The organism is Xenorhabdus szentirmaii DSM 16338 (assembly GCF_002632585.1).
Lineage (GTDB): Bacteria > Pseudomonadota > Gammaproteobacteria > Enterobacterales > Enterobacteriaceae > Xenorhabdus > Xenorhabdus szentirmaii.
On sequence record NZ_NIBV01000002.1, the window covers coordinates 1,318,695 to 1,342,404 of the forward strand.

20 protein-coding genes are annotated in these 23,710 nt (G+C 40.7%); 14 read left to right on the forward strand and 6 right to left on the reverse strand.

The features are described 5' to 3' along the window. Nucleotides 1-165: 165 nt before the first annotated feature. From galU to Xsze_RS15825, 3 genes are read left to right on the forward strand one after another with little or no spacing between them, the layout of a single operon-like run. Nucleotides 166-1,083, forward strand: a complete 918-nt coding sequence (gene galU / locus Xsze_RS15815; protein WP_038233695.1) for a UTP--glucose-1-phosphate uridylyltransferase GalU — start codon at nucleotides 166-168, stop codon at nucleotides 1,081-1,083. Nucleotides 1,084-1,107: 24 nt separating this feature from the next. Next, entirely contained in the window at nucleotides 1,108-2,451 is a 1,344-nt protein-coding gene (locus Xsze_RS15820; protein WP_038233692.1) for a UDP-glucose dehydrogenase family protein, read from the forward strand. Nucleotides 2,452-2,459: 8 nt separating this feature from the next. Further along, nucleotides 2,460-3,467 carry an NAD-dependent epimerase gene (locus Xsze_RS15825; RefSeq protein WP_038233689.1) on the forward strand — a complete coding sequence of 336 codons (1,008 nt, stop codon included), beginning with the start codon at nucleotides 2,460-2,462 and terminating at the stop codon, nucleotides 3,465-3,467. A gap of 233 nt (nucleotides 3,468-3,700) precedes the next feature. On the opposite strand, the gene Xsze_RS15830 is transcribed toward Xsze_RS15825, so the two are convergent. Then, entirely contained in the window at nucleotides 3,701-4,102 is a 402-nt protein-coding gene (locus tag Xsze_RS15830) for an H-NS family histone-like protein (RefSeq protein ID WP_038233686.1), read from the reverse strand. A gap of 645 nt (nucleotides 4,103-4,747) precedes the next feature. Between Xsze_RS15830 and Xsze_RS15835 the strand changes: the two genes are divergently transcribed. Beyond that, a complete protein-coding gene (locus Xsze_RS15835) occupies nucleotides 4,748-5,344 on the forward strand; it encodes a thymidine kinase (RefSeq protein ID WP_038233684.1) in 597 nt (198 codons plus the stop codon). A 105-nt stretch (nucleotides 5,345-5,449) separates the two neighbouring features. Here the strand turns inward: Xsze_RS15835 and adhE are convergent, their stop codons facing one another. After that, on the reverse strand, nucleotides 5,450-8,119 hold the full coding sequence (gene adhE, locus Xsze_RS15840; protein ID WP_038233681.1) for a bifunctional acetaldehyde-CoA/alcohol dehydrogenase: 2,670 nt from the start codon (nucleotides 8,117-8,119) through the stop codon (nucleotides 5,450-5,452). Nucleotides 8,120-8,601: 482 nt separating this feature from the next. Here adhE and Xsze_RS15845 point away from each other — a divergent pair, with 482 nt between their 5' ends. From Xsze_RS15845 to oppF, 7 genes are all read left to right on the forward strand, one after another. Beyond that, nucleotides 8,602-9,246, forward strand: a complete 645-nt coding sequence (locus tag Xsze_RS15845) for a YchE family NAAT transporter (RefSeq protein ID WP_038233678.1) — start codon at nucleotides 8,602-8,604, stop codon at nucleotides 9,244-9,246. 599 nt (nucleotides 9,247-9,845) lie between these two features. Continuing rightward, entirely contained in the window at nucleotides 9,846-11,486 is a 1,641-nt protein-coding gene (locus tag Xsze_RS15850; RefSeq protein WP_099139146.1) for an ABC transporter substrate-binding protein, read from the forward strand. 122 nt (nucleotides 11,487-11,608) lie between these two features. Further along, nucleotides 11,609-13,255: an oligopeptide ABC transporter substrate-binding protein OppA gene (gene oppA / locus Xsze_RS15855; RefSeq protein ID WP_038233675.1), complete on the forward strand. Its 1,647-nt coding sequence runs from the start codon at nucleotides 11,609-11,611 to the stop codon at nucleotides 13,253-13,255. Between the two features lie 84 nt (nucleotides 13,256-13,339). Next, nucleotides 13,340-14,260: an oligopeptide ABC transporter permease OppB gene (oppB, locus tag Xsze_RS15860; RefSeq protein ID WP_038233673.1), complete on the forward strand. Its 921-nt coding sequence runs from the start codon at nucleotides 13,340-13,342 to the stop codon at nucleotides 14,258-14,260. 14 nt (nucleotides 14,261-14,274) lie between these two features. Next, nucleotides 14,275-15,183: an oligopeptide ABC transporter permease OppC gene (oppC, locus tag Xsze_RS15865; RefSeq protein WP_038233671.1), complete on the forward strand. Its 909-nt coding sequence runs from the start codon at nucleotides 14,275-14,277 to the stop codon at nucleotides 15,181-15,183. 9 nt (nucleotides 15,184-15,192) lie between these two features. Further along, on the forward strand, nucleotides 15,193-16,191 hold the full coding sequence (gene oppD / locus Xsze_RS15870) for an ABC transporter ATP-binding protein (protein WP_038233669.1): 999 nt from the start codon (nucleotides 15,193-15,195) through the stop codon (nucleotides 16,189-16,191). Continuing rightward, complete coding sequence (gene oppF, locus Xsze_RS15875) at nucleotides 16,188-17,189, forward strand: murein tripeptide/oligopeptide ABC transporter ATP binding protein OppF (protein ID WP_038233667.1); 1,002 nt, start codon at nucleotides 16,188-16,190, stop codon at nucleotides 17,187-17,189. Before oppD ends, oppF begins: the two co-directional genes overlap by 4 nt. Before the next feature lie 149 nt (nucleotides 17,190-17,338). Here oppF and Xsze_RS15880 read toward each other — a convergent pair whose 3' ends face one another. Then, a complete protein-coding gene (locus tag Xsze_RS15880) occupies nucleotides 17,339-17,668 on the reverse strand; it encodes an HI1450 family dsDNA-mimic protein (RefSeq protein ID WP_038233665.1) in 330 nt (109 codons plus the stop codon). A 167-nt stretch (nucleotides 17,669-17,835) separates the two neighbouring features. Next, the gene (gene cls, locus Xsze_RS15885) at nucleotides 17,836-19,296 is read right to left on the reverse strand and encodes a cardiolipin synthase (RefSeq protein WP_038233663.1); all 1,461 of its coding nucleotides are present in this window, start codon (nucleotides 19,294-19,296) and stop codon (nucleotides 17,836-17,838) included. A gap of 199 nt (nucleotides 19,297-19,495) precedes the next feature. Between cls and Xsze_RS15890 the strand changes: the two genes are divergently transcribed. Together Xsze_RS15890 and tonB are read left to right on the forward strand one after the other, a co-directional pair. Beyond that, on the forward strand, nucleotides 19,496-19,675 hold the full coding sequence (locus Xsze_RS15890; protein WP_071991724.1) for a YciY family protein: 180 nt from the start codon (nucleotides 19,496-19,498) through the stop codon (nucleotides 19,673-19,675). A gap of 156 nt (nucleotides 19,676-19,831) precedes the next feature. Further along, the gene (gene tonB, locus Xsze_RS15895) at nucleotides 19,832-20,527 is read left to right on the forward strand and encodes a TonB system transport protein TonB (protein ID WP_038233661.1); all 696 of its coding nucleotides are present in this window, start codon (nucleotides 19,832-19,834) and stop codon (nucleotides 20,525-20,527) included. A gap of 142 nt (nucleotides 20,528-20,669) precedes the next feature. Here the strand turns inward: tonB and yciA are convergent, their stop codons facing one another. Beyond that, the gene (yciA, locus tag Xsze_RS15900) at nucleotides 20,670-21,104 is read right to left on the reverse strand and encodes an acyl-CoA thioester hydrolase YciA (RefSeq protein WP_038234097.1); all 435 of its coding nucleotides are present in this window, start codon (nucleotides 21,102-21,104) and stop codon (nucleotides 20,670-20,672) included. 79 nt (nucleotides 21,105-21,183) lie between these two features. Beyond that, on the reverse strand, nucleotides 21,184-21,720 hold the full coding sequence (locus tag Xsze_RS15905) for a septation protein A (RefSeq protein ID WP_038234095.1): 537 nt from the start codon (nucleotides 21,718-21,720) through the stop codon (nucleotides 21,184-21,186). Nucleotides 21,721-21,935: 215 nt separating this feature from the next. Here Xsze_RS15905 and Xsze_RS15910 point away from each other — a divergent pair, with 215 nt between their 5' ends. After that, nucleotides 21,936-23,657, forward strand: coding sequence for a SulP family inorganic anion transporter (locus Xsze_RS15910; protein ID WP_038233659.1), 1,722 nt, complete (start codon nucleotides 21,936-21,938; stop codon nucleotides 23,655-23,657). The last annotated feature ends 53 nt before the right edge of the window (nucleotides 23,658-23,710 follow it).

A 23,710-nucleotide genomic window follows, 5' to 3' on the forward strand; every position in this document is an offset into this window, starting at 1 on the left:
TAGACACTTACGTATTGTATATCTGGTTGAATTAGCTGGTATACTCTGCGCATTATTTTTTAGGGTGCGGTTTTTTTACGCACACAGTTTTTTCAGTGAGTTAGTGCTATTGTTTAATCTGTGCGGGATCTTATCAGTGACAACATGGCGGTAGGAGACAAAGTAATGTCAGTAATAAATAAAACGGTAAAAAAGGCGGTTATACCGGTTGCGGGTTTGGGTACTCGGATGTTGCCAGCCACTAAAGCCATCCCTAAAGAGATGCTTCCTTTAGTAGATAAACCTCTTATCCAATATGTTGTTAATGAATGTATCAAAGCAGGCATCAATGAAATTATTCTGGTGACACATTCATCTAAGAACTCTATTGAAAACCATTTTGACACTAGTTTTGAACTGGAAGCCATTCTGGAAAAAAGGGTAAAGCGCCAGTTATTAGATGAGATACAGTCTATTTGCCCAAGGCATGTCACAATCATGCAAACTCGCCAAGGAATTGCTAAAGGATTGGGGCATGCGGTGTTATGCGCTAAGCCACTTATTGGTGATGAGCCGTTTGCTGTTATTTTGCCTGATGTTATTTTGGATGAATACAGTACAAATTTGTCTAAATATAATTTGAGCGAAATGTTATCCCGCTTTAATACTACCGGAGTCAGCCAAATTCTGGTTGAACCTGTTCCTGCTGAAAGTGTTTCAAATTATGGCATTGTTGATTGTTTGGGTGAAGAGTTACAGCCTGGTGATAGCAAACTGATTGCCCGTGTTGTTGAAAAACCGAAACCAGAAGAAGCGCCATCCAACCTGTCTATTGTTGGTCGTTACGTATTATCTGAAAAAATCTGGCCTTTATTGGCTAAGACCGCTCCGGGAGCCGGAGATGAAATACAATTGACCGATGCCATTGCGATGTTGATGGAAAAAGAATCCGTTGAAGCTTACCACTTGCAAGGTCGCAGCCATGATTGCGGCAACAAATTGGGCTATATGCAGGCGTTTGTTGAATATGGCATGAAGCATAAGGAATTGGGTAAAGAATTCACGAATTGGATTATGGATTTGCAAGGTCAGATTGAAAAATAGTCTACTTATGATTTAAGGTGCGATATGAAAGTTACTGTATTTGGTATTGGTTATGTAGGCTTAGTACAAGCAACTGTTTTTGCGGAAGTCGGGCATGATGTACTTTGTGTTGATGTGGATGCAAAAAAAGTTGAAAACCTTAAAAATGGCCAGATCCCTATTTTTGAACCCGGTTTGGTGCCTTTAGTACAAAAAAATTATGCAGAAGGGCGTCTGAATTTTACAACAGATGCTAAAGCGGGTGTTGCCCATGGTAAATTACAATTTATAGCAGTAGGTACACCTCCTGATGAAGATGGTTCCGCAGATCTCCAGTATGTTACTGCGGTAGCCCGGACGATTGCGGAAAATATGCAGGATTACAAAGTCGTTGTGGATAAGTCTACAGTGCCAGTAGGTACAGCAGATAAAGTCAGAGCGACAATGCAAGCGGCTTTGGCAAAACGCAATGTCGAAATTCCTTTTGACGTTGTTTCCAATCCTGAATTTTTGAAAGAGGGTGCTGCTATTGCTGATTGCATGCGTCCTGAACGTATTATTATTGGCTGCGATAACAATAACGTGGTTGATATTATGCGTGAATTGTATGAACCCTTTAATCGCAATCACGATCGCATGATTGTCATGGATATTCGCAGTGCAGAGCTGACGAAATATGCTGCTAATTGTATGTTGGCAACAAAAATAAGCTTCATGAATGAAATTGCTAATCTGGCAGAGATGTTAGGGGCAGATATTGAAAATGTGCGTCAGGGGATTGGTTCTGATTCACGGATTGGGTATCACTTCATATATCCTGGATGTGGCTATGGTGGTTCATGTTTCCCGAAAGATGTGCAGGCATTGATCCGGACTGCTGAGCAAATTGGTTATACACCTAAAATCCTTCAGGCAGTTGAACAAGTGAATGAAAAACAAAAAAGCAAACTGCCTGATTTTGTAAAATGCCATTTTGGTCATGATTTGTCTGGCAAAACATTCGCTATTTGGGGATTGTCGTTTAAACCCAATACGGATGATATGCGTGAAGCTTCAAGTCGTGTGCTGATGGAAACATTATGGGAATGTGGGGCAACATTGCAGGCATATGATCCTGAAGCGATGCAGGAAGCTCAGCGTATTTATGGGCAGCGTGATGATTTGCTTCTCGCAGGAACGAAAGAGGCTGCATTAAAAGGTGCTGACGCTTTGATTATTTGTACAGAGTGGCAAAACTTCAGAGCACCTGATTTTGATGTGATTAAATCTTCACTGAAGACTCCTGTGATTTTTGACGGCCGTAATCTTTATGATCCTGAACGCCTGCAATTACGTGGATTCACTTATTATGGCATTGGTCGTGGTGCCTCTATTAATCCGGTTATTTGAGTTGTTTTATGAAATTTTTAGTAACAGGCTCCGCTGGTTTTATTGGTTTTCATGTCAGCCAGCGGCTATTGGATATGGGGCATGAAGTTGTCGGCATCGATAACCTTAATGATTATTATGACGTTAATTTGAAGCAGGCGAGATTAAATTTATTACTCCCTTATTCTAATTTTAAATTTGAAAAGCTAGATCTTGCCGATAGAGTGGCTATTCCAGAATTGTTCGCGAAACATCAATTTCAGCGAGTCGTTCATTTAGGCGCTCAACCGGGTGTTCGCTATTCAATACAAAATCCAATGGCTTATATTGATGCTAATATCGTTGGTCATATCAATATTCTTGAAGGATGCCGCCATAATCAGGTAGAACATTTATTGTATGCCTCTTCCAGTTCAGTATATGGGTTAAATAAAAGGCAGCCATTCTCCACAAATGATTCTGTTGATCATCCTGTTTCATTATATGCCGCAACAAAAAAAGCGGATGAGCTAATGTCTCACAGTTATTCTCATCTTTATAACCTTCCTACTACGGGTCTTCGCTTTTTTACTGTGTATGGCCCGTGGGGGCGCCCGGATATGGCTTTATTTAAATTTACTAAAGCCATGTTAGAAGATAAGCCTATAGATGTTTATAATTATGGCAATATGGTGAGGGATTTCACATATATTGATGACATCGTTGAATCCATCATTAGATTGCAGGCTATCATTCCCACGGCTAATAAGAATTGGTCTGTTGAAGCGGGAGAGATATCAGCCAGCTCTGCGCCATATCGTGTTTACAATATTGGTAATGGTCAACCAACAAAGCTAGGCGATTTTATTGAAGCTATTGAAGTTTCATTGGGAATTGAAGCGAAGAAAAACTTCATGGAAATACAGGATGGGGATGTGCTATCAACGTGTGCAGATTCCAGCGCACTTTACGACATGATTAGTTTTTTACCAAATACACCAGTACAAGATGGGGTAAAGCGTTTTGTTGATTGGTATTTGGATTTTTATCATAAATAAACGAGATAAAAAAAGGAGCGTGTAGCTCCTTTTTTATAACTTTATGTTAATAAAGAACTAAGTTAGTGTTAAATTTTTCTTTAATCACATTGAGAATATAAAGTAACGTGGTTACTAATATAGCTCACGGTGTTTTTTACATCAGCCAGTAATTAACCTAGTTAGTTATATTAACCATAAAACAAAAATACCCCATTAGGGTATTTTTGTTATTAAGAGAACAAAGCAACTGATTAGATTAAGAAATCTTCCAGTTTTTTGCCTTCTTCTTCAATTGCTTTCTTGATGACTGCTGGAGTGCGGCCCTGGCCAGTCCAAGTTTTAGTTTCACCTTCATCAAAGTATGAATACTTAGCTGGACGAGCAGCACGCTTAGATTTACTAGTCGCTTTACCACTTAAAGCGTCTACTAAGTCGCTTAATTCAATGCCGTCTTTTTCTAACATTTCACGGTATTCTTGCAGCTTACGTGTACGCTCTTCCATTTGAACACGTACTTGATTTTCTTCTTCACGACGTTCTTCAACGACGGTAGTAAGTTTTTCCAACATTTCTTCTAAAGTAGTCAGTTCACATTCTCTTGCTTGCGCGCGCAAGGTACGGATGTTATTTAAGGATTTTAAATTTTCGCTCATTGTCCTGGTCTCAAATTATAATGATGATAGCTGATGTAGGGATAATAATAGAATGCTATTTTATTTTCTGCAATAGTGAATTTACTTTCTGGGGCTAAAATATGTCATTTTAAAATGCAATTTTTCAGATAATCGATATATTGCGTTTTAATTCTGCTATTGGGTTTATCATTTCTCAATAAGCTTTGAAGAGGATTAGTGTAAAGTTGAGTAAGGGAAAATCTACAATGTATAAAACTAATTTATAACCGATCTACAAGGTGTGTTAACTGTTTGCCTGAAAATAAGTTGAAGGGAAAGGTTGGTATGAAAGTTTTTTATGGGTAATCCATTAGTTATGATTATAGGGAGTGAATTGAACAAAAGTAAAGCGCTATGATTATTAATATGCAAAGAAAGGTGGGTGAAATAACATTTTTTTTCTGATGTTAATCTTGTTCAATTGTCATGCAAAATGTGTTTATAGCGCTGATTTTATATGCATAAACGCGACGATTATCATGATGGCAATCTTTTTCTATCCATTTTCATTTCTTTCTACCCACAGGCATTCAGCAATAACGAGGGATAATTTCAATCAAAGTTTGTGTTAAACTTATGGTGATATATCGCCTGATTAAATTTGACAAGAGGATGGACGGGCCAATGGCTCAGCTTTATTTTTATTATTCCACCATGAATGCAGGGAAATCGACTTCCTTATTGCAGTCTTCCTATAACTATAACGAAAGAGGAATGAGAACGCTGATTTTTACAGCGGAAATTGATAACCGTTTCGGTAAAGGAAAGGTTAGCTCCCGTATTGGTTTATCTGTTGATGCTTTGTTGTTTTCACCAGAAAAAAATATTGCTGAACTTATAAGAAGTGAAAATAAGGCGGAAAAAGTCCATTGTGTTTTGATTGATGAGTGTCAATTTTTGACTAAAGAACACATTTCGCAACTTTGCGAAATTGTAGACTATGATGATATTCCGGTTCTTTGTTATGGTTTGAGAACTGATTTTCAGGGAGAGTTATTCAGTGGAAGCCAATATCTTCTTGCTTGGGCGGATAAATTGGTAGAGCTGAAAACAATTTGTCATTGTGGAAGAAAAGCAAGCCGTGTACTGCGTTTTAGCGATGATGGAAACGTTGTTTACGATGGTGCACAAGTTGATATAGGGGGTAATGAAAAATACGTTTCAGTATGCCGCCGACACTATTCTGACGTCATTCGTGAGGCGAAAATTAAAAAGGCTTAATAGCCGCTTCCGGTAATCGATAGAGCATAAAACATTAAGCAAGAGAAATGAAATAATAGAAAAGGCGCTAGGATAACTTAGCGCCTTTTAAGTTACATCAGCGTATCATTTATTATTATTTCTTATTATTTTTCTATTTGGTTTGATTGTTTCTTGAGTCAGATTCTGTTCTGTAAATTGATAACCGTAAAATGAATCTAACAATAGTTGTTTTAATTCAGAAATTAATGGATAACGTGGATTGGCTCCCGTACATTGATCATCAAAAGCATCTTCGGCCAGTTTGTCTATTTTTGCCAAAAAATCGGCTTCCTGAACACCGGTATCACGAATGGAGGCCGGAATGCCTAACTGAATTTTCATTTCTTCCAGCCAAGCCAACAGCTTTTCAATTTTGGCAGCTGTTCGATCTCCTGATGAAGTTAATCCCAAATAATCTGCAATTTCTGCATAACGACGCCGCGCTTGTGGGCGATCATATTGGCTGAATGCGGTTTGTTTTGTCGGATTATCATTCGCGTTGTAACGAATTACGTTACAGATTAATAATGCATTCGCCAAACCATGTGGGATATGGAACTCTGAACCCAGTTTATGTGCCATAGAGTGACAGACACCCAAAAATGCGTTGGCAAAGGCTATGCCTGCTATCGTTGCTGCATTATGTACCCGTTCACGGGCGACAGGATTTTTTGATCCTTCATGGTAGCTGGCAGGTAAAAAGTCTTTCAGTAATTTCAGTGCCTGAAGCGCCTGACCATCAGAGTATTCATTGGCTAATACTGAAACATAAGCTTCTAATGCGTGAGTTACTGCATCCAAACCCCCAAAAGCACACAGCGATTTTGGCATATCCATAACTAGGTTAGCATCCACAATAGCCATATCCGGGGTTAAGGCGTAGTCTGCCAGGGGATATTTCTGCCCGGTAATGTCATCAGTGACAACGGCAAAAGGGGTGACTTCCGAGCCTGTTCCTGAAGTTGTGGTAATGGCAACCATTTTGGCCTTCACACCCATTTTCGGGAACTTATAGATACGCTTGCGGATATCCATAAAGCGTAAAGCTAATTCTTCAAAATGAGTTTCTGGATGTTCATACATTACCCACATAATTTTGGCGGCATCCATAGGAGAGCCGCCACCAAGGGCAATAATGACATCGGGTTTAAACAGATGCATTTGCTCTGCACCTTTGCGAACAATGCTTAAGGTAGGATCGGCCTCAACTTCGAAAAACACTTTAGTTTCTGTGCCATAAGATTTCAATTCATGGATAACCTGATCAGCATAGCCGTTATTAAATAAGAAGCGATCTGTCACAATGAATGCGCGTTTTGCTCCCTCAGTGGCTACTTCTTCCAAGGCGATGGGCAGAGAGCCGCGCCGGAAATAGATTGATTTCGGAAGTTTATGCCACAACATATTTTCAGCTCTTTTAGCGACAGTTTTTGTATTAATCAGGTGCTTAGGGCCTACATTTTCGGAAATGGAATTGCCTCCCCAAGAACCGCAACCGAGTGTCAGGGAAGGTGAAAGCTTGAAGTTGTACAGATCACCTATTCCACCCTGAGATGTGGGGGTGTTGATTAAGATACGGGCGGTCTTCATCTTGTTGCCGAAATATCTGATGCGTTCCGCTTGGTTATCCTGATCTGTATAAAGGCATGAGGTGTGCCCGATTCCGCCCATTTCAACAAGTTTTTCGGCTTTTTCCACTGCATCTTCAAAATCTTTACCACGGTACATGGCAAGAAGAGGCGATAATTTTTCATGGGCAAAAGGCTCGCTCTCTTCGATTTGAGTGACCTCACCAATGAGAATTTTGGTATTTTCCGGTACACAAACACCCGCCATCTCCGCGATTTTTGTCGCAGGTTGTCCCACAATTGAGGCATTTAACCCGCCATTTTTCAGGATAATATCTTGAATGGCTTTTAACTCTTTTCCTTGCAAGATATATCCTCCGTGAGTTGAAAAACGTTCACGAACTTGTTCATAAACGGAATCAACAACAATGACAGATTGTTCTGAAGCGCAAATCACGCCATTATCGAACGTCTTGGACAGTAAGATCGATGCAATGGCGCGCTTGATATCTGCTGATTCATCTATCACAACAGGGGTATTGCCCGCACCCACTCCAATTGCAGGTTTTCCTGAACTATAGGCGGCCTTAACCATGCCGGGGCCGCCGGTTGCCAGAATCAAATTAATGTCAGGATGATGCATTAAGGCATTGGATAGCTCAACAGAAGGCTCATCTATCCAGCCAATAATATCTTTTGGTGCACCTGCTTCAATTGCTGCTTTTAAAACAATTTCAGCGGCTCGATTCGTTGCTTTTTTGGCTCTTGGGTGAGGGGAGAAGATAATTCCATTGCGTGTTTTCAGGCTGATCAATGCCTTGAAAATCGCGGTGGATGTTGGATTTGTGGTTGGAACAATGCCACAAATGAGGCCGATAGGTTCGGCAATAGTCATGGTTCCGAATGTGTTGTCTTCCGATAAGATACCGCAGGTTTTATCATCTTTATAGGCATTATAAATGTATTCGGACGCAAAATGATTTTTGATGACTTTGTCTTCTACTATTCCCATGCCGGACTCTGATACAGCCAATTTTGCAAGTGGAATACGGGCATCCGCAGCAGCAAGTGCCGCGGCACGAAAAATACGATCAACTTGTTCCTGAGAGAAATTAGCAAATTCGCGTTGGGCTTTTTTTACACGAGCAACTAATTCATTAAGTTCGGTAACTTGAGCTACAACCATAAAAATGACTCCTGATAACTGTTAAATTCTCTAAGGAAATTAGCTGCAAGATGGTTAATTGTAGGGATGGATTCACACTATTAATCATTGATTAATTAATTGTGAATGTTGCTAATTGCCTTAAAAAACTATCCAATTATTTTATTAACATAAGAATAATTTAACGCCCAGAAATATTAAATTAGGTTCAGATTAACAGTTACAGGTATTTTTATTGTGATTTAGATCATTAAAATATTAAGCTGACTCAATTCAGCTTTCTTCGGTGAAAATGGAGATCAGTTAATACTTAGATAAAGTTAAACATTAATTTAACTTTCTGGGTTCAATTAATTAACTTAATCAATGGGTTTTTATGATGAGATTAATTTTCTGACTAAATTTATTGAATTAATTGATTTAACGTAAAGAAAAAAAACGCGTTTACTGTATTTTTTAGCGTTGTTATCGATTTTATTTATTTCTGATTTCAGGAGGTAAATGTGGGAGAGCCATTGTTGGGACTTTCTGGATATATTAAATTTTTTATGGGATTGTTTGCGTTGGTGAATCCAATAGGTGTTTTGCCTGTATTCATTAGCATGACGAATTATCAAACAACCGCCAGACGAAATAACACAAATTTTATCGCAAACTTATCTGTTGCCATTATCTTATGTATTTCATTGTTGTTTGGTGATTCTATCCTTTATGTATTTGGTATTTCTATTGACTCTTTCCGTATTGCGGGTGGAATGTTGATCGTCACAATTGCTGTCTCGATGATTAACGGTAAGTTGGGTGAAGATAAACAAAATAAACTGGAAAAATCAGAGACTGCCATCAGAAACAGTGTTGCGGTTGTTCCGTTGGCTTTACCTCTGATGGCCGGGCCGGGAGCGATAAGTTCTTGTATGGTATGGAGTGCTCGTTATCAAGGATGGCAAAATTATTTTGGTCTGGCATTAACCAGTTTGTTATTTGCCTTTTGTTGTTGGCTGCTATTCCGTTCAGCATCTTTGTTAGTCAGATTTTTAGGCCAGACAGGTATTAATGTGATCACTCGTATCATGGGACTATTATTAATGTCATTGGGTGTTGAGTTTATTGTTATGGGAGTAAAGGTTTTGTTTCCGGGGTTATTGTGATGTATGGATAAAATAATTTATGCATTTGCTTAACCTTTTAACATAAAAATTGAATTTTATTTAAATAATAAGTTTTTGCTTGATAATTAACCACTTTGCGATTAATTAAAGTACAATAAGCTAATTGTTTCATATCTCTATATCTTCTTGAAATCTATTGTTTATATTTTATTCCAATTCAGTCTATTGCTTTCTTAAACTAACACTGTGATTTTCCACACTATTTTACTTTTTATAATCCTGCCTGACTGGAGGCTTGTATAGGTATTTTGTGATGGAGGTGGGCTTTTACTCTGTGGTAATTGCTTTTTGTTAAAATAATGTTTATTTTCTTTTGCCATAGGGTGCTATGCTTTACAGATTAAAAATATAAAATAAAAAACAATATTATCAATTGGTTGTATTTGTAATGTGAATGAATTACTTATAAATATAACGAAAATCCCACCATGCCATAATTAATTTTATAAAAATATTATAACAATTATTATATGGGGTATTTTTTTAATAAGGTAATCACACCTTGTTAATGAAACGGGTGATTATCGGAAGAAGCTGACGCAAGGCAATTCATTTTCTGTTGATAATTGGAGCAAGGAATGACGAAAAAAACATCAAAATTAAGTCAATTGATTTCGACTATCGCTTTATTGTCTTTTCCTGCCACGCAAAGTTTTGCAGCTGTGGTGCCGGCAGGGGTTACATTAGCCAAAAAACAAGAAATAACCATTAATAATGGCGTTGAAGTAACTTCACTGGATCCTCATAAGATTGAAGGAAATCCGGAAACCACCATTCTCCGCCAGTTATTGGAGGGCTTGGTCACTACAGGCCCAAATGGCGAAATTGTGCCTGGTGTGGCTGAAAAATGGGATAATGAAAATTATACAGTCTGGACATTCTATTTACGTAAAGATGCGAAATGGAGCGATGGCAAGCCCGTGACCGCACAAGATTTTGTCTACAGTTGGCGCCGTCTTGCTGATCCAAACACCGGCTCTCCTTATACCAGTTATTTGCAATACACCTATGTACAAAACGCGAATGATATTCTGACAGGGAAAAAAAAACCGGAACAATTGGGCGTCAAGGCATTGGATGAACACCGTTTCCAAATCACACTCAGCCAGCCACTTCCTTATTTAGTTGATATGTTAAGTCATACACCAATGAAACCTGTCAGGCAGGATGTCATAGAGAAATGGGGAAACAAATGGACTTCGCCGGAAAACTATATTGGCAATGGCTCTTATGTATTGAAAGAGTGGGTCATCAATGAACGAATTGTTTTAGCCCGTAACGCGCATTATTGGAATAACAAAGCATCCATTATTGAAAAAGGGACTTTTCTGCCGGTCGTTTCTGGGAACAGTACAGTTAACCGTTATCGTAGCGGAGAAATTGATATTACAGACAGTGCCATTCCTCCGGAACTGTACCAAAAAATGAAACGGGATATCCCGGACCAATTGCACGTTTCTCCTTTCTTATGCACTTTCTACTATGAAATCAATAATAAAAACCCTTTATTTAAGGATAGACGAGTCCGTGAAGCCATAAAACTGAGTCTTGACAGGGATATCATTACGGAACGAATTATGGGGCAAGGGCAAATTCCTGCGTATGGGTTTACTCCGACTTATATTGGTGATGGCCTGACGATAAACCCGGAATGGGCAAGTTGGACACAAGAACAGCGTAATCAACGGGCAAGGGAGTTATTGAAAGAAGCAGGTTTTGATGCCAGCAATCCTCTTAAATTTACCTTGCTGTACAACACGTCAGAACAAAATAAACAACAAGCTATTGCTGCGGCGTCAATGTGGCAGAAAAATATTGGCGCAAAGGTCACACTGCAAAATCAGGAATGGAAAACCTCTCTCCAGAATCGCCATGAAGGCAATTATGATGTTGCCAGATCAACATGGTGCGGTGATTACAACGAACCGTCTTCTTTTTTGAACATGTTATTGTCGAGTAGCAGTGTTAACACGGCTTTCTACCAGAGTGAGGCGTTTGATAATTATCTTCATCAGGCACTTGTCGCCAAAGATGATGCAACCCGCAAGGCACTTTATCAGCAAGCTGAACTCCAGCTTGATCTCGATTCAGGAATTATTCCTGTCTATTACCGTGTCAGCGTCCGACTTATTCGTCCCACCGTTGGGGGAATAACAGGTAAAGATCCCCTAGATCAGGTTGATTTAAAGAATCTGTATATCAAACAGGTGACTAACTGATTTCTGAAAAAATATTGTTTTGCCATGAACAAAAGAATTCTTGTTAGATGCAGATAATAACCATCCCAATGTGTGGATATGACTTTAACGGGTCAGATGATATCAATTGGAGTAAAAATAATATGTTAAACACAACAAAGAAAAAACTTGCTGCGGGTATTACTGTGGCATTGAGCATAATAGTGACAGGGAAAACTTTTGCAGCGAACGTTCCCGCTGGAGTGCAACTCGCAGACGCTTCAAAGCAGGTATTAGTGCGCAATAATGGCTCAGAACCTCAATCATTGGACCCGCATAAAATTGAAGGTGTACCTGAATCTGGTATTGCCCGAGATTTGTTTGAAACGTTGGTGATTAATGATCCTGATGGCAACATTATCCCCGGTGTGGCAGAAAGTTGGGATAGCCAACAAGATTTTAAAGTTTGGACATTTCATCTGCGCAAAGAGGCTAAATGGTCCAACGGTGACCCTGTCACAGCACAGGATTTTGTGTACAGTTTTCGTCGACTGGTTGATCCAAATACCGCATCACCTTACGCAAGCTACATGCAATATGCCCATCTTCTCAATGTTGATGAGGTTATTAAAGGCCAACAAAAACCCGAATCCCTGGGTGTGAAAGCGCTGGACAATCACACATTACAATTAACATTGAGTGAGTCAGTGCCTTATCTGGCCCGGTTATTTGTACATACATCAACATCGCCTGTCCATCGTGCAACAATTGAAAAATACGGTGATAGATGGACACAGCCGCAGAATTTTGTGGGTAATGGCGCTTATAAAGTCAAAAATTGGGTCATTAATGAGCGCCTTGTTCTCGAGCGTAGCCCAAACTATTGGGATAATAAGAATACCATTATCAATCAGGTGACTGTTTTGCCTATTTCATCTGAGGTCACTGATGTCAATCGCTACCGTGCGGGTGAAATTGACATGACGTATCACAATTTGCCTATAGAGTTGTTCCAAAAACTGAAAAAAGAAGTTCCCGATCAGTTGAAAGTGAATCCTTATCTATGTACTTATTTTTATGAAATAAATAACCAGAAACCACCATTTAATGATCCCCGTGTGCGTACTGCACTGAAGCTGGGCATGGATCGCGATATTATTACCAATAAGGTAAAAAATCAGGGAGATTTAGTGGCCTATGGCTTCACTCCACCGTTTATTGCTGATTTTAAAGATGAAAAACCAGACTGGGCGTTCAAAATGAATCAGCAGCAGCGTAATGACGAAGCGAAAAAACTATTGGCAGAAGCAGGATTTACCAAAGATAATCCACTGAAAATTAAGTTGTTGTATAACACGTCAGATCTACATAAAAAAATGGCAATTGCAGCAGCATCCATTTGGAAAAAAAATATCGGTATTGAAGTCGCTCTCGAAAATCAAGAGTGGAAAACTTATCTTGATTCCCGCCATCAGGGGAATTACGACCTTGCCCGAGCAGGGTGGTGCGCAGATTATAACGAATCCTCCAGTTTCTTAAATTCCATGTTATCCAATAGCAGCAATAACACCGCTCATTATAAGAGCAAGGAATTTGATGCCTTAATGAAACAATCCCTGAAAGTAAAAACAGATGAAGAGCGGATTGAAACTTACGCCAAAGCAAATGCTTTATTGGACAAAGACTCCGCGATAGTTCCCCTCTTTTACTATGCGAATACCCGTGTAATAAAACCTTATGTCGGTGGTTATACCGGAAAAGATCCCTTAGATAACTTCCATGCCAAAGATCTCTACATAATAAAACATTAGGAATCAGTAGGTGGCTCAATAATAGAGCCACCTGATGTCAGATTATTTAAAAGCCACGGTTTGGCTAAACAATAGGAACGGGCAATGCTTAAATTTATTTTACGCCGCTGCTTAGAGGCGATCCCGACACTTTTTATTCTTATCACGATTTCGTTTTTTATGATGCGGCTTGCACCGGGTAGCCCATTTACAGGGGAAAGGAAACTACCGCCGGAAGTGATGGCAAATATTGAAGCGAAATACCATTTGAATGACCCTATTTATAAACAATATTTCAATTATTTAATTCAGCTCTCTAAAGGGGATTTTGGTCCTTCATTTAAATATAAAGACTACAGCGTAAATGATTTGGTTGCAGAAGCATTACCTGTTTCTGCCAAATTAGGACTTGCCGCATTTGTCATGGCAGTGATATTTGGTGTCAGTGCCGGGGTTATTGCCGCATTGAACCAAAATACGAAATGGGATTACACGGTTATGGGGTTTGCCATGACGGGGGTTGTTATCCCCAGCTTCGTGGTCGCCCCTTTATTGGTTCTGATATTTGCCATTACATTAAAATGGCTGCCGGGAGGCGGTTGGAATGGCGGGGCATTTCAATATATGCTTTTGCCAATGGTCGCACTTTCCCTCTCTTATATTGCCAGCATCTCCCGTATTACCCGCGGTTCAATGATAGAGATTTTACACTCAAACTTTATTCGGACTGCCCGGGCCAAGGGGTTGCCATTACGGTTCATTATCCTGCGCCATGCATTAAGACCGGCCTTATTACCCGTCATCTCTTATATGGGGCCAGCATTCGTTGGCATTATTACCGGTTCAATGGTTATCGAGACTATTTTCGGTTTACCCGGATTAGGGCAATTGTTTGTCAATGGGGCATTAAACCGAGATTACTCATTGGTACTCAGCCTGACGATTCTGGTAGGTGGCCTGACGATTTTATTTAATGCCATTGTGGACATTCTGTATGCCGTTATTGACCCGAAAATTCGTTACTGAGACTGGAGCACGCCATGATATTGAATAAAAAGAACAGCGAAGCTCTGGAAAATATTTCTGAGCAACTGGAAATTGAAGGCCGCAGTTTGTGGCAGGATGCACGCCGCCGTTTTATCCATAATAAAGCAGCGATTACGAGTTTATGCATTCTGTTTCTGGTTACATTATTTGTGATTTTAGCGCCGATGTTATCCCAATTTGCTTATGATGATACAGATTGGAATATGATGACGATGCCTCCGGATCTTGAATCAGGCCACTATTTCGGTACAGATTCATCGGGACGTGATTTATTGGTGCGTGTTGCCATTGGCGGAAGAATTTCCTTGATGGTCGGGATTGCGGCAGCCTTGATTGCCGTGCTGTTTGGCACATTATACGGTGCAACATCAGGTTATCTTGGCGGTAAAATCGATATGGTCATGATGCGCCTGCTGGAAATCCTGAACTCCTTCCCGTTCATGTTCTTCGTTATCCTTCTGGTGACCTTCTTCGGCCAAAACATTCTTCTGATTTTCGTTGCGATAGGCATGGTGTCATGGCTGGATATGGCACGTATTGTCCGTGGTCAGACATTAAGCTTGAAACGTAAGGAATTTATTGAAGCGGCATTGGTTGGTGGGGTTTCTACCCGCTACATTGTTCTGCGCCATATCGTGCCTAACGTCCTGGGTGTTGTGGTGGTTTATGCCTCATTGCTCGTGCCCAGTATGATTTTGTTTGAGTCTTTCCTGAGCTTCCTTGGCTTGGGAACTCAAGAGCCGCTCAGCAGCTGGGGTGCTTTATTAAGCGATGGTGCCAACTCAATGGAAGTGGCGCCGTGGTTGCTGCTATTTCCGGCCAGTTTCCTGGTTATCACTTTGTTTTGTTTCAATTTTATTGGTGACGGCCTGCGAGATGCCCTCGATCCAAAAGACCGTTAAGGAGAGCCTATGAATAACATAGAAATTGTAAAAGATACTGAATATCTATTATCAGTCAAAAATCTCAATGTGGCATTCAGTACTCCTGATGGTAGCGTTACTGCCGTGAATAAGCTGAATTTTGATTTACAGGCTGGTGAGACATTGGGGATCGTAGGGGAATCAGGCTCAGGTAAGTCTCAGACAGCATTTGCACTAATGGGATTATTGGCCAGCAATGGTTCTGTTAGTGGTTCCGCGATTTTTAATGGTCAAGAAATTCTCAATCTGGAAGAAAAAGAGTTGAACCGAATGCGGGCAGAAGAGATTTCGATGATATTTCAAGATCCCATGACTTCCTTGAATCCTTACATGCGTGTTGGCGACCAGCTAACTGAAGTATTGATGCTACATAAGGGAATGAGTCACAGATATGCCTTTGAAGAATCCATTCGTATGTTAGATGCCGTTAAAATGCCAGAGGCACGTAAACGCATGAGAATGTACCCGCATGAATTTTCGGGAGGTATGCGTCAGCGTGTCATGATAGCAATGGCGCTGCTGTGTCAGCCGAAACTGCTGATTGCTGATGAACCAACAACCGCTCTGGATGTGACGGTTCAGGCGCAGATCATGACGTTGCTCAATGAGCTGAAAAAAGAGTTTAACACAGCAATTATCATGATTACTCATGACTTGGGTGTCGTAGCAGGGATTTGTGACAAAGTGCTGGTGATGTATGCAGGAAGAACGATGGAGTATGGTACGGCACGTGATATTTTTTATCATCCGACGCACCCGTATTCTATCGGGCTATTGAGTGCTGTCCCGCGTTTGGATGATGATGAAGAATTACTGACAACGATTCAAGGCAATCCTCCCAATTTATTGCGTTTGCCGAAAGGATGCCCATTCCAGCCACGTTGCCAATTTGCGACTGAGTATTGCAGTAGCGAAGAGCCACAGTTGGATGAATTTGGTGTTGGGCGCTTGCGTGCCTGCTTCCATCCTCAGGAGAAATTAGTATGAGCACAATAGCTGAAAAAAATGTCCTATTGGAAGTTGATGACCTCAAGGTTTATTTTGATATTAAAGACGGAAAACAAGGGTTCTGGCAGCCGGCGAAAACGTTAAAAGCGGTAGATGGCGTCACTCTGAGGTTGTATGAAGGCGAAACGCTGGGAGTGGTAGGGGAGTCCGGTTGTGGTAAGTCAACACTTGCCAGAGCAATTATTGGTCTGGTCAAAGCTTCTGGGGGGAATGTTACCTGGTTGGGTAAAAATCTTCAGGAGATTGATGACAAACAATGGCGGGAAGTTCGTGGTGATATCCAGATGATTTTTCAGGACCCTTTGGCATCGTTAAATCCACGAATGACAATCGGTGACATTATCGCAGAGCCATTGAAGACGTATTACCCTAAAATGAAAGCTGGGGAAGTAAAGGAAAAAGTCCAACAGATGATGATGCGGGTTGGTTTGTTGCCTAACCTGATTAACCGTTATCCGCATGAATTTTCGGGAGGTCAGTGTCAGCGTATCGGTATTGCCCGCGCTTTGATCCTCGAACCTAAATTAATTATTTGTGATGAGCCCGTTTCTGCACTGGATGTTTCTATTCAGGCGCAAGTTGTGAACTTATTGCAGGAATTGCAGCGGGAAATGGGGCTGTCGTTGATCTTTATTGCACATGACCTGTCGATAGTAAAACACATATCTGATCGTGTATTGGTGATGTATTTAGGAAATGCTGTAGAACTGGGCACTTATGACGAAGTTTACCATAACCCTTTACATCCTTATACTCGCGCACTGATGTCGGCAGTGCCTATTCCCGACCCGGACAAAGAACGCAATAAGCATATTGAGTTGCTGGAGGGGGAACTTCCTTCACCGATTAACCCTCCATCCGGATGTGTATTCCGCACTCGTTGCCCAATGGCTGATGCTGAATGTGCCAAAACACGTCCATTGCTTGAGGGAAGTTTTAAACATGCGGTATCGTGCCTGAAAGTTGATCCTCTTTAGTCGTTTTGGAATAAAGAGTTGTTTTGGAGCAAAGAGTTGTTTTGGCAAAAAGGCATTTTTGTAACCTTGTCACGTTTATGATGTTGAATGCCCTCATTGATATGAGGGCATTTACCAAAAGGTAAGATATATCGCAGAGAAGCTGTGTGTTATTTTTTCCATATAATTTGGCAGATTGGATGAGATTTTTCCCGGCAAATCAAGATGCGGGCAAAGATATCATCAATTTCTGCATCCTCTGATTCAGCCAGCCCAATGATAACCTCTGAAAAAAAGTCTGGATCTAAATCAAAATTAATATGCTTAAACCATATCTCTGAAGGTTCTGATAATTCAGCACCACCTCGTTCCTCAAATTGCAAATTAAATAATAGGCTATCGGCAGGGTCGAGATTAGAGATCGCTTGTTCCAGGAAAATATCGTAGGCTTTTTCAAGTGCCTCATCTTCAGTCATGCGGTTGTTTAAATCTAATTGCATAGAATGTATCGATTGATTTTCCATAATAGTATTGTCCGAGATGACTAACAGGAATGAATTAAAGCATGTTCTATAGTGAATGAATAGCCCCGCCGATCAAAATGGGGCTATGAATTGATGACAGATAATATTACTGATAAATGATAATAAATTTTTTCTGTGATGAATTATAAAAGAGGGCTGAAAAAATAGCAGACCCGTTCAAGGATTCGATGCCAGACGGGGCGTTTTTCCCATGCATTATTCACCAATAACGTTGAACGCATAATGTAGTTTTGTTGAACCAATGTTAAATCATTACCGAAGATTTCATCGTCAATAACAACAGTGATTTCAAAATTCAGCCACAAGCTGCGCATATCTAAATTAACAGAGCCAACCATACTTAGCTGTCCATCCACCAAAACACTCTTAGTGTGCAGCAAGCCATCTTCGAATTGATAGATTTTTACACCCGCTTCCAGCAATTCAGTAAAAAATGCACGACTGGCCCAGCGAACGAGAAATGAATTATTTTGTTTTGGCACAATAATACTGACATCAACACCACGCATGGCAGCGGTACAAATAGCGTGCATCAAATCATCACTGGGTACAAAATAGGGTGTTGTAAGAATCAGCTTATTGCGCGCAGAAAAAATAGCTGTCATCAACGATTGTTGGATTAATTCGTCAGGAAACCCGGGCCCGGATGCAATCACTTGAGCAGTATGCCCGCTGATTTGTTCAAAGGGCATGATAATGCTGTCAGGAGGCGGGGGAAGGTGGCGTTGTCCGGTTTCCATTTCCCAATCGAAAGCATAGATAATACCGAGTGTAGCGGTAACAGGTCCTTCCATTCTGACCATAATGTCAATCCACTGACCAACCCCTGCGTTTTGTTTGAAAAAGCGAGGATCAACCATATTCATACTGCCAGTGTATGAGATGTAATTATCAATCAGGATAATTTTACGATGTTGACGCAAATCCATACGGCGCAAGAACAGCCGGAAAATGTTAACTTTAAGTGACTCAACGAGTTCAATGCCGGCTTTGCGCATAATGTCTGGATAAGGGCTACGGAAAAACTGCCAGCTTCCTGCTGAATCCACCATAATCCGACATTTTACACCACGCTTGGCGGCCTTCATCAGGGCATCAGTTACCTGATCAACCAATCCTCCTGATTGCCATATATAAAATACCATCTCGACACTGTCTTGGGCATTTTCAATATCAGCAATAAGTGCTTTAAGGGAGTCATCATAGGACGTCATTAAATGCATTTTATTGCCTTTGACGCCTTTTATTTTTTGACGACGCTCGCACAACTGGAATAGAGGGGTAGCAACCTCACTATTTTTGTTGGCAAAAATAGATGGCGATTTCCGTAGCTCAGCCAGCCACTTGATAACAGATGAACGCATTTGTTTAGCCTGTTCAACTCTGCGTTTACCAAGATACAGTTCACCAAACGTCAGATAAGCAAGGACTCCCACTAAGGGTAAAATGTAAATAATAAGTACCCAAGTCATGGCTGATGTTACTGGACGGCGTTTTATTAAAACCCGAATAGTGATACCGGCAATAATCAGCCAATATAAGAAAATCATCAACCAGCTAAGTACAGAATAAAAAGTTGTCATATTTGGCAATCAATCCTGTTCATTGAGATTGTCATTATCACAAGTTTCCAGAAATTTTGATAAACTATCAACCTAATCTGCTTCTGCCTGCTAATGGTTGACATCTTTCATGGTGAAGATTAAGAATAAACCCTCCTCTCCATAAGAGAGCCATCTGGATATAATTGACGGGGCATAACAAGTATGAGGCATAGTAGGTATGAGGCATAGCAGGAATGAAGTTGGACGGTGGAGAAGGCTCCGTCAAAACATACGCCGTCGCCGCCGCTGGTTGGAAGATCAGTCACGCCGCAATCTTCGTATATATAGACTACGCAAAACAGATAATTATAAACGTCGCAGGTCAATATTGTTCATTCAGCACATAGAGTGTTTGTGACAGGGTATGCAGCATGATAATACCGCCAACAAAATGATCATCTAAGATAGGGTAATGTAGATGTTTTTGAATCATGATTGAATATGATAGTCATTTGCATTTAAACTAGTGGTAAACTGAAAACTAACTATCATGCTGCTAATCAAGAATTCTCTTATGCGTTGGATACATTGGCCTATACTACTTTCTGTTTGTTTACATATTTCTATTGCTATGGCAATTTTTAAAGCGATTGAATCTGAACAACAGCCTGCTGTCGCACCTATGTCAGTTGCGATGATCCAATTGGCTGCTGAAGAAACACCTGTTTCTCAGGCTGCTATGTCCGAATCAATCCCAGAGCCAGAGCCCGCACCAGAGCCTATTGCAAAAATTGCTCTGCCTAAGCCAGAAAAAAAGCCGGAAGTTAAAAAACGGGAAGAGAAAAAAATTGTTAAGAAAGAATCCAAACCTGCGGAGAAAAAACAAGAAAAAGTTGTAGAGCAACCGCTGGAGCCTGTTTCTGGCCAGGAAACACAACTGGCAGAAAATTTGAATACAAAAAAACCAGCTTCTCTGGACATATCCAATGACGCGCCTAAGGCATTGGCAGGGCCAAAAGCATTGAATAGGCCAAATCCTGATTATCCAAACCGGGCACGGCAATTGGGTACAGAGGGAAGCGTGAAAGTGAAATATGATATTGATGAATATGGCAGAGTGAGAAACATCACGATCCTTGCTTCAAATCCCAAGAATACTTTCGATCGTGAAGTGAAACAGGTGATGAAAAAATGGCGCTACGAGAAAGTACCTGCAACGGGATACATTACTACTATCGAGTTTAAATTGACGGGTATTTCACAAAGTTAATACATTTCAATTTTCCTTTCTGCAAGCCTGAGGGCAACGGTTTTCAGGCTTTACATTTATCCATATTCAGATTTCAAATAAAAAAAGGGGCACAATCTACAGATGGCCCCTTGAATTTATGATTTATTATCCTGATAAATTGTTATTCTGAACTACTACTTTCCAGTTTGAAGTGTCTTTTGTCTTCAGGCAAAGGGCGGGAAGAGTTGTTTTCATCAACCGCAACATAGGTGAAGACGGCTTCTGTGGCACGATAACGTTGCCCAACAGGCTCAGAGGCTACTTTTTTCACCCAAACTTCAATATGAATAGTAATGGAGGAATTTCCCGTTTTAAGACAACGGGCATAACAGCATACGACGTCACCTACCGCAACTGGTTTCAGAAAACTGATGCCATTTACGCTAACAGTTACTACGCGTCCCAGTGCAATTTCTTTTGCCAGAATTGCGCCGCCAATATCCATTTGAGACATCAGCCAGCCACCGAAAATATCCCCATTGGCATTGGTATCAGCAGGCATGGCCAGTGTACGGAGAACCAATTCTCCGTTTGGTAAGCATTGTTGTTGTGTCATTAGAAAACTTGCTTTATTTGGTGAATACAACAATACCTGCCGAGGTTTCCGGCAGGTATCCATCTGATGGGTCATTACATTATTCTTGTTCGCGAGGCAGATGACGGTAGATATATACCACACTCAATACTGTGAAGACCAGCGTCAACGCTGTTAACCCGAATACTTTAAAGTTTACCCAAATATCCTGAGGTAGCCAGAAAGCGACATAAATATTTGCTAAAGCGCAGGCGATAAAAAAGATAGCCCAAGCGATGTTCAGTTTATTCCAGACAAAATCGGGTAATTCTAATTCTTTACCTAACATTCTCTGAATAAGTGGCTTCTTCATAACCCATTGGCTGATAAGCAAAACCAGGGCAAAAATGGCATAAATAACAGTGACTTTCCATTTGATGAATAAATCGCTGTGAAAAGCGAGTGTCAGTGTACCGAAAACAGTCACCATGACAAATGTAATCAAAGATGACTTTTCGATTGTACGATAAATCCAGTAAGTGATGACAAGGGCTAATGCGGTGGCAGCAATTAAGGCGCCAGATGCATAGAAAATGTCATACATTTTGTAAACGATGAAGAAAACGACTAATGGTAAAAAGTCTAAAAGTTGTTTCATAAATTGAACCCATAATGATGGCATATTCTTGAATTTCAGCCAGAGTGTATCAGATCTCAATAAAATGGTTTATTTATTGGGTAAAAACATTTTTTATCTGTTCTGTAATTTTACCATAAGGAGCGGAAAACCGGGTTAGACAGGAGAAAGCTTGAGAGTTTCGATCTTACCCCTCATTATAGAGCCTTCCATTTTCAGAAAGGACATATAACGTCATGATGTGGGAAAGATTACACCGCTGGATGCCTGGTTTGAAAAGTCTCTGTCATTACCGCAAAGAATATTTCAGTTATGATATGCGGGCAGGCCTTTCTGTTGCTGCGGTTGCACTGCCTGTAGCCATTGCTTATGCTGAATTAATGGGGATTAGTGCCATTATTGGCTTGTATTCCTGTATCTTACCCATGTTTGTTTACGCTTTTTTTGGAACTTCCAGGCAATTGGTTGTCGGGCCGGATGCAGCAACCTGTGCAGTAATTGCCGCGGCTGTCGCACCATTGGCATTGGGAAATGAGCAAGTCCGTTGGCAACTCGCTATTATCATGACATTGATGACGGGATTCTGGTGTATTCTGGCCAGTCATTTCCGGCTGGGGGCATTTGCGGATTTTTTGTCCCGTCCTATTTTGAAAGGTTTTATAAACGGCGTTGCAATTACCATCATCGCCGATCAGCTATCTAAAGTTTTTGGCCTGTCCGGTTTACCCACTGAATTTATCGAGCGGTTGATTGCACTGGTTCACCGTATATTGGAATCTCATTTACCAACAGTAGGAATGTCGATAACGACAATGTTGGTCTTGCTCTGTGTAAATTTTATTCGCCCTAATTGGCCAGCTCCTTTAATTGCCATGATAATTTCAACTTACCTCAGCTGGCAGTTTGAACTTAAACAATATGGCATCGATATTGTCGGTAATATGGGAAATGGTTTACCCATTATTCCAATGCCTAAATTTGAACTCGGCATCATGCGGGATTTGGTCATTCCTTCCATTAACCTTGCTGTGATCAGTTTTGTCAGTTTTATGATGACAGCCCGCAGTTTTGCCAGTAAAAATGGCTATCAGGTTGATGCCGATCTCGAACTCAGGGCTTTGGGCATTGCCAATATTGCTTCATCATTCTCACAGGGATTTGCTGTCAGCGCTGCGGGTAGTCGCACGGCGGTGAATGATGCAATTGGCGGTAAAACCCAAATGGTATCCATTATTGCAGCGGTGGCTATTTTATTCGTATTGTTATTTATGAGGGAAGCTCTGGCTTATATTCCCCTGTCATCGTTGGGTGTTGTTTTAATATTTTCCGCCTGGTCGTTATTGGGGCTAAAGAATATCTGGTCCTACCGGAAACGTAACCGTTATGCCTTTGTACTTTCGATTTTTACCTTGGTGGCCGTTTTGCTGGTGGGTGTCATTGATGGCATTGGTTTTGCTGTGTTGTTAGGGCTTTTGCAATTCTTGCGCATTATTTTCCGGCCTTCAGAACAATTATTGGGCGTGAATAATCAGGGAATGGTGCACTCTATCCATCAGGATAATGGTATCAAGCCGGTTGATGGCATCATGATGTACCGTTTTAATTCTCCTTTGACGTATTTTAATGTCGGATATTTCAAAAAGCGCGTCTTGCAGCATGTCGATAATGCGTTAAATCGCCCGACATGGCTGGTTGTCGATGCGACTGTCAGTTTTACCTATGATGATGTCAGTGTGTTTGCTGCTTTAGATGAACTTATCACCGAGTTAAAAGATAAGGGGGTGACGCTAGTGCTGGCTGGTCGCCGGACAGAGCTGAACCTCTGGATTAAACAAAATAAACTCAGCCGTAGCGATGATGATTTGATTGTCGTGCCTGATCTTTATTTTGCCATTCGATTAATTCAAAGTAAGCAGCGACTTGAAGAGAAACTTGTTGAAGAAAAATCAGCAGAATAATCATCCATGAATTCGCGACAGTTCACTTCGAACGATTAAAATGAAGTGAACTG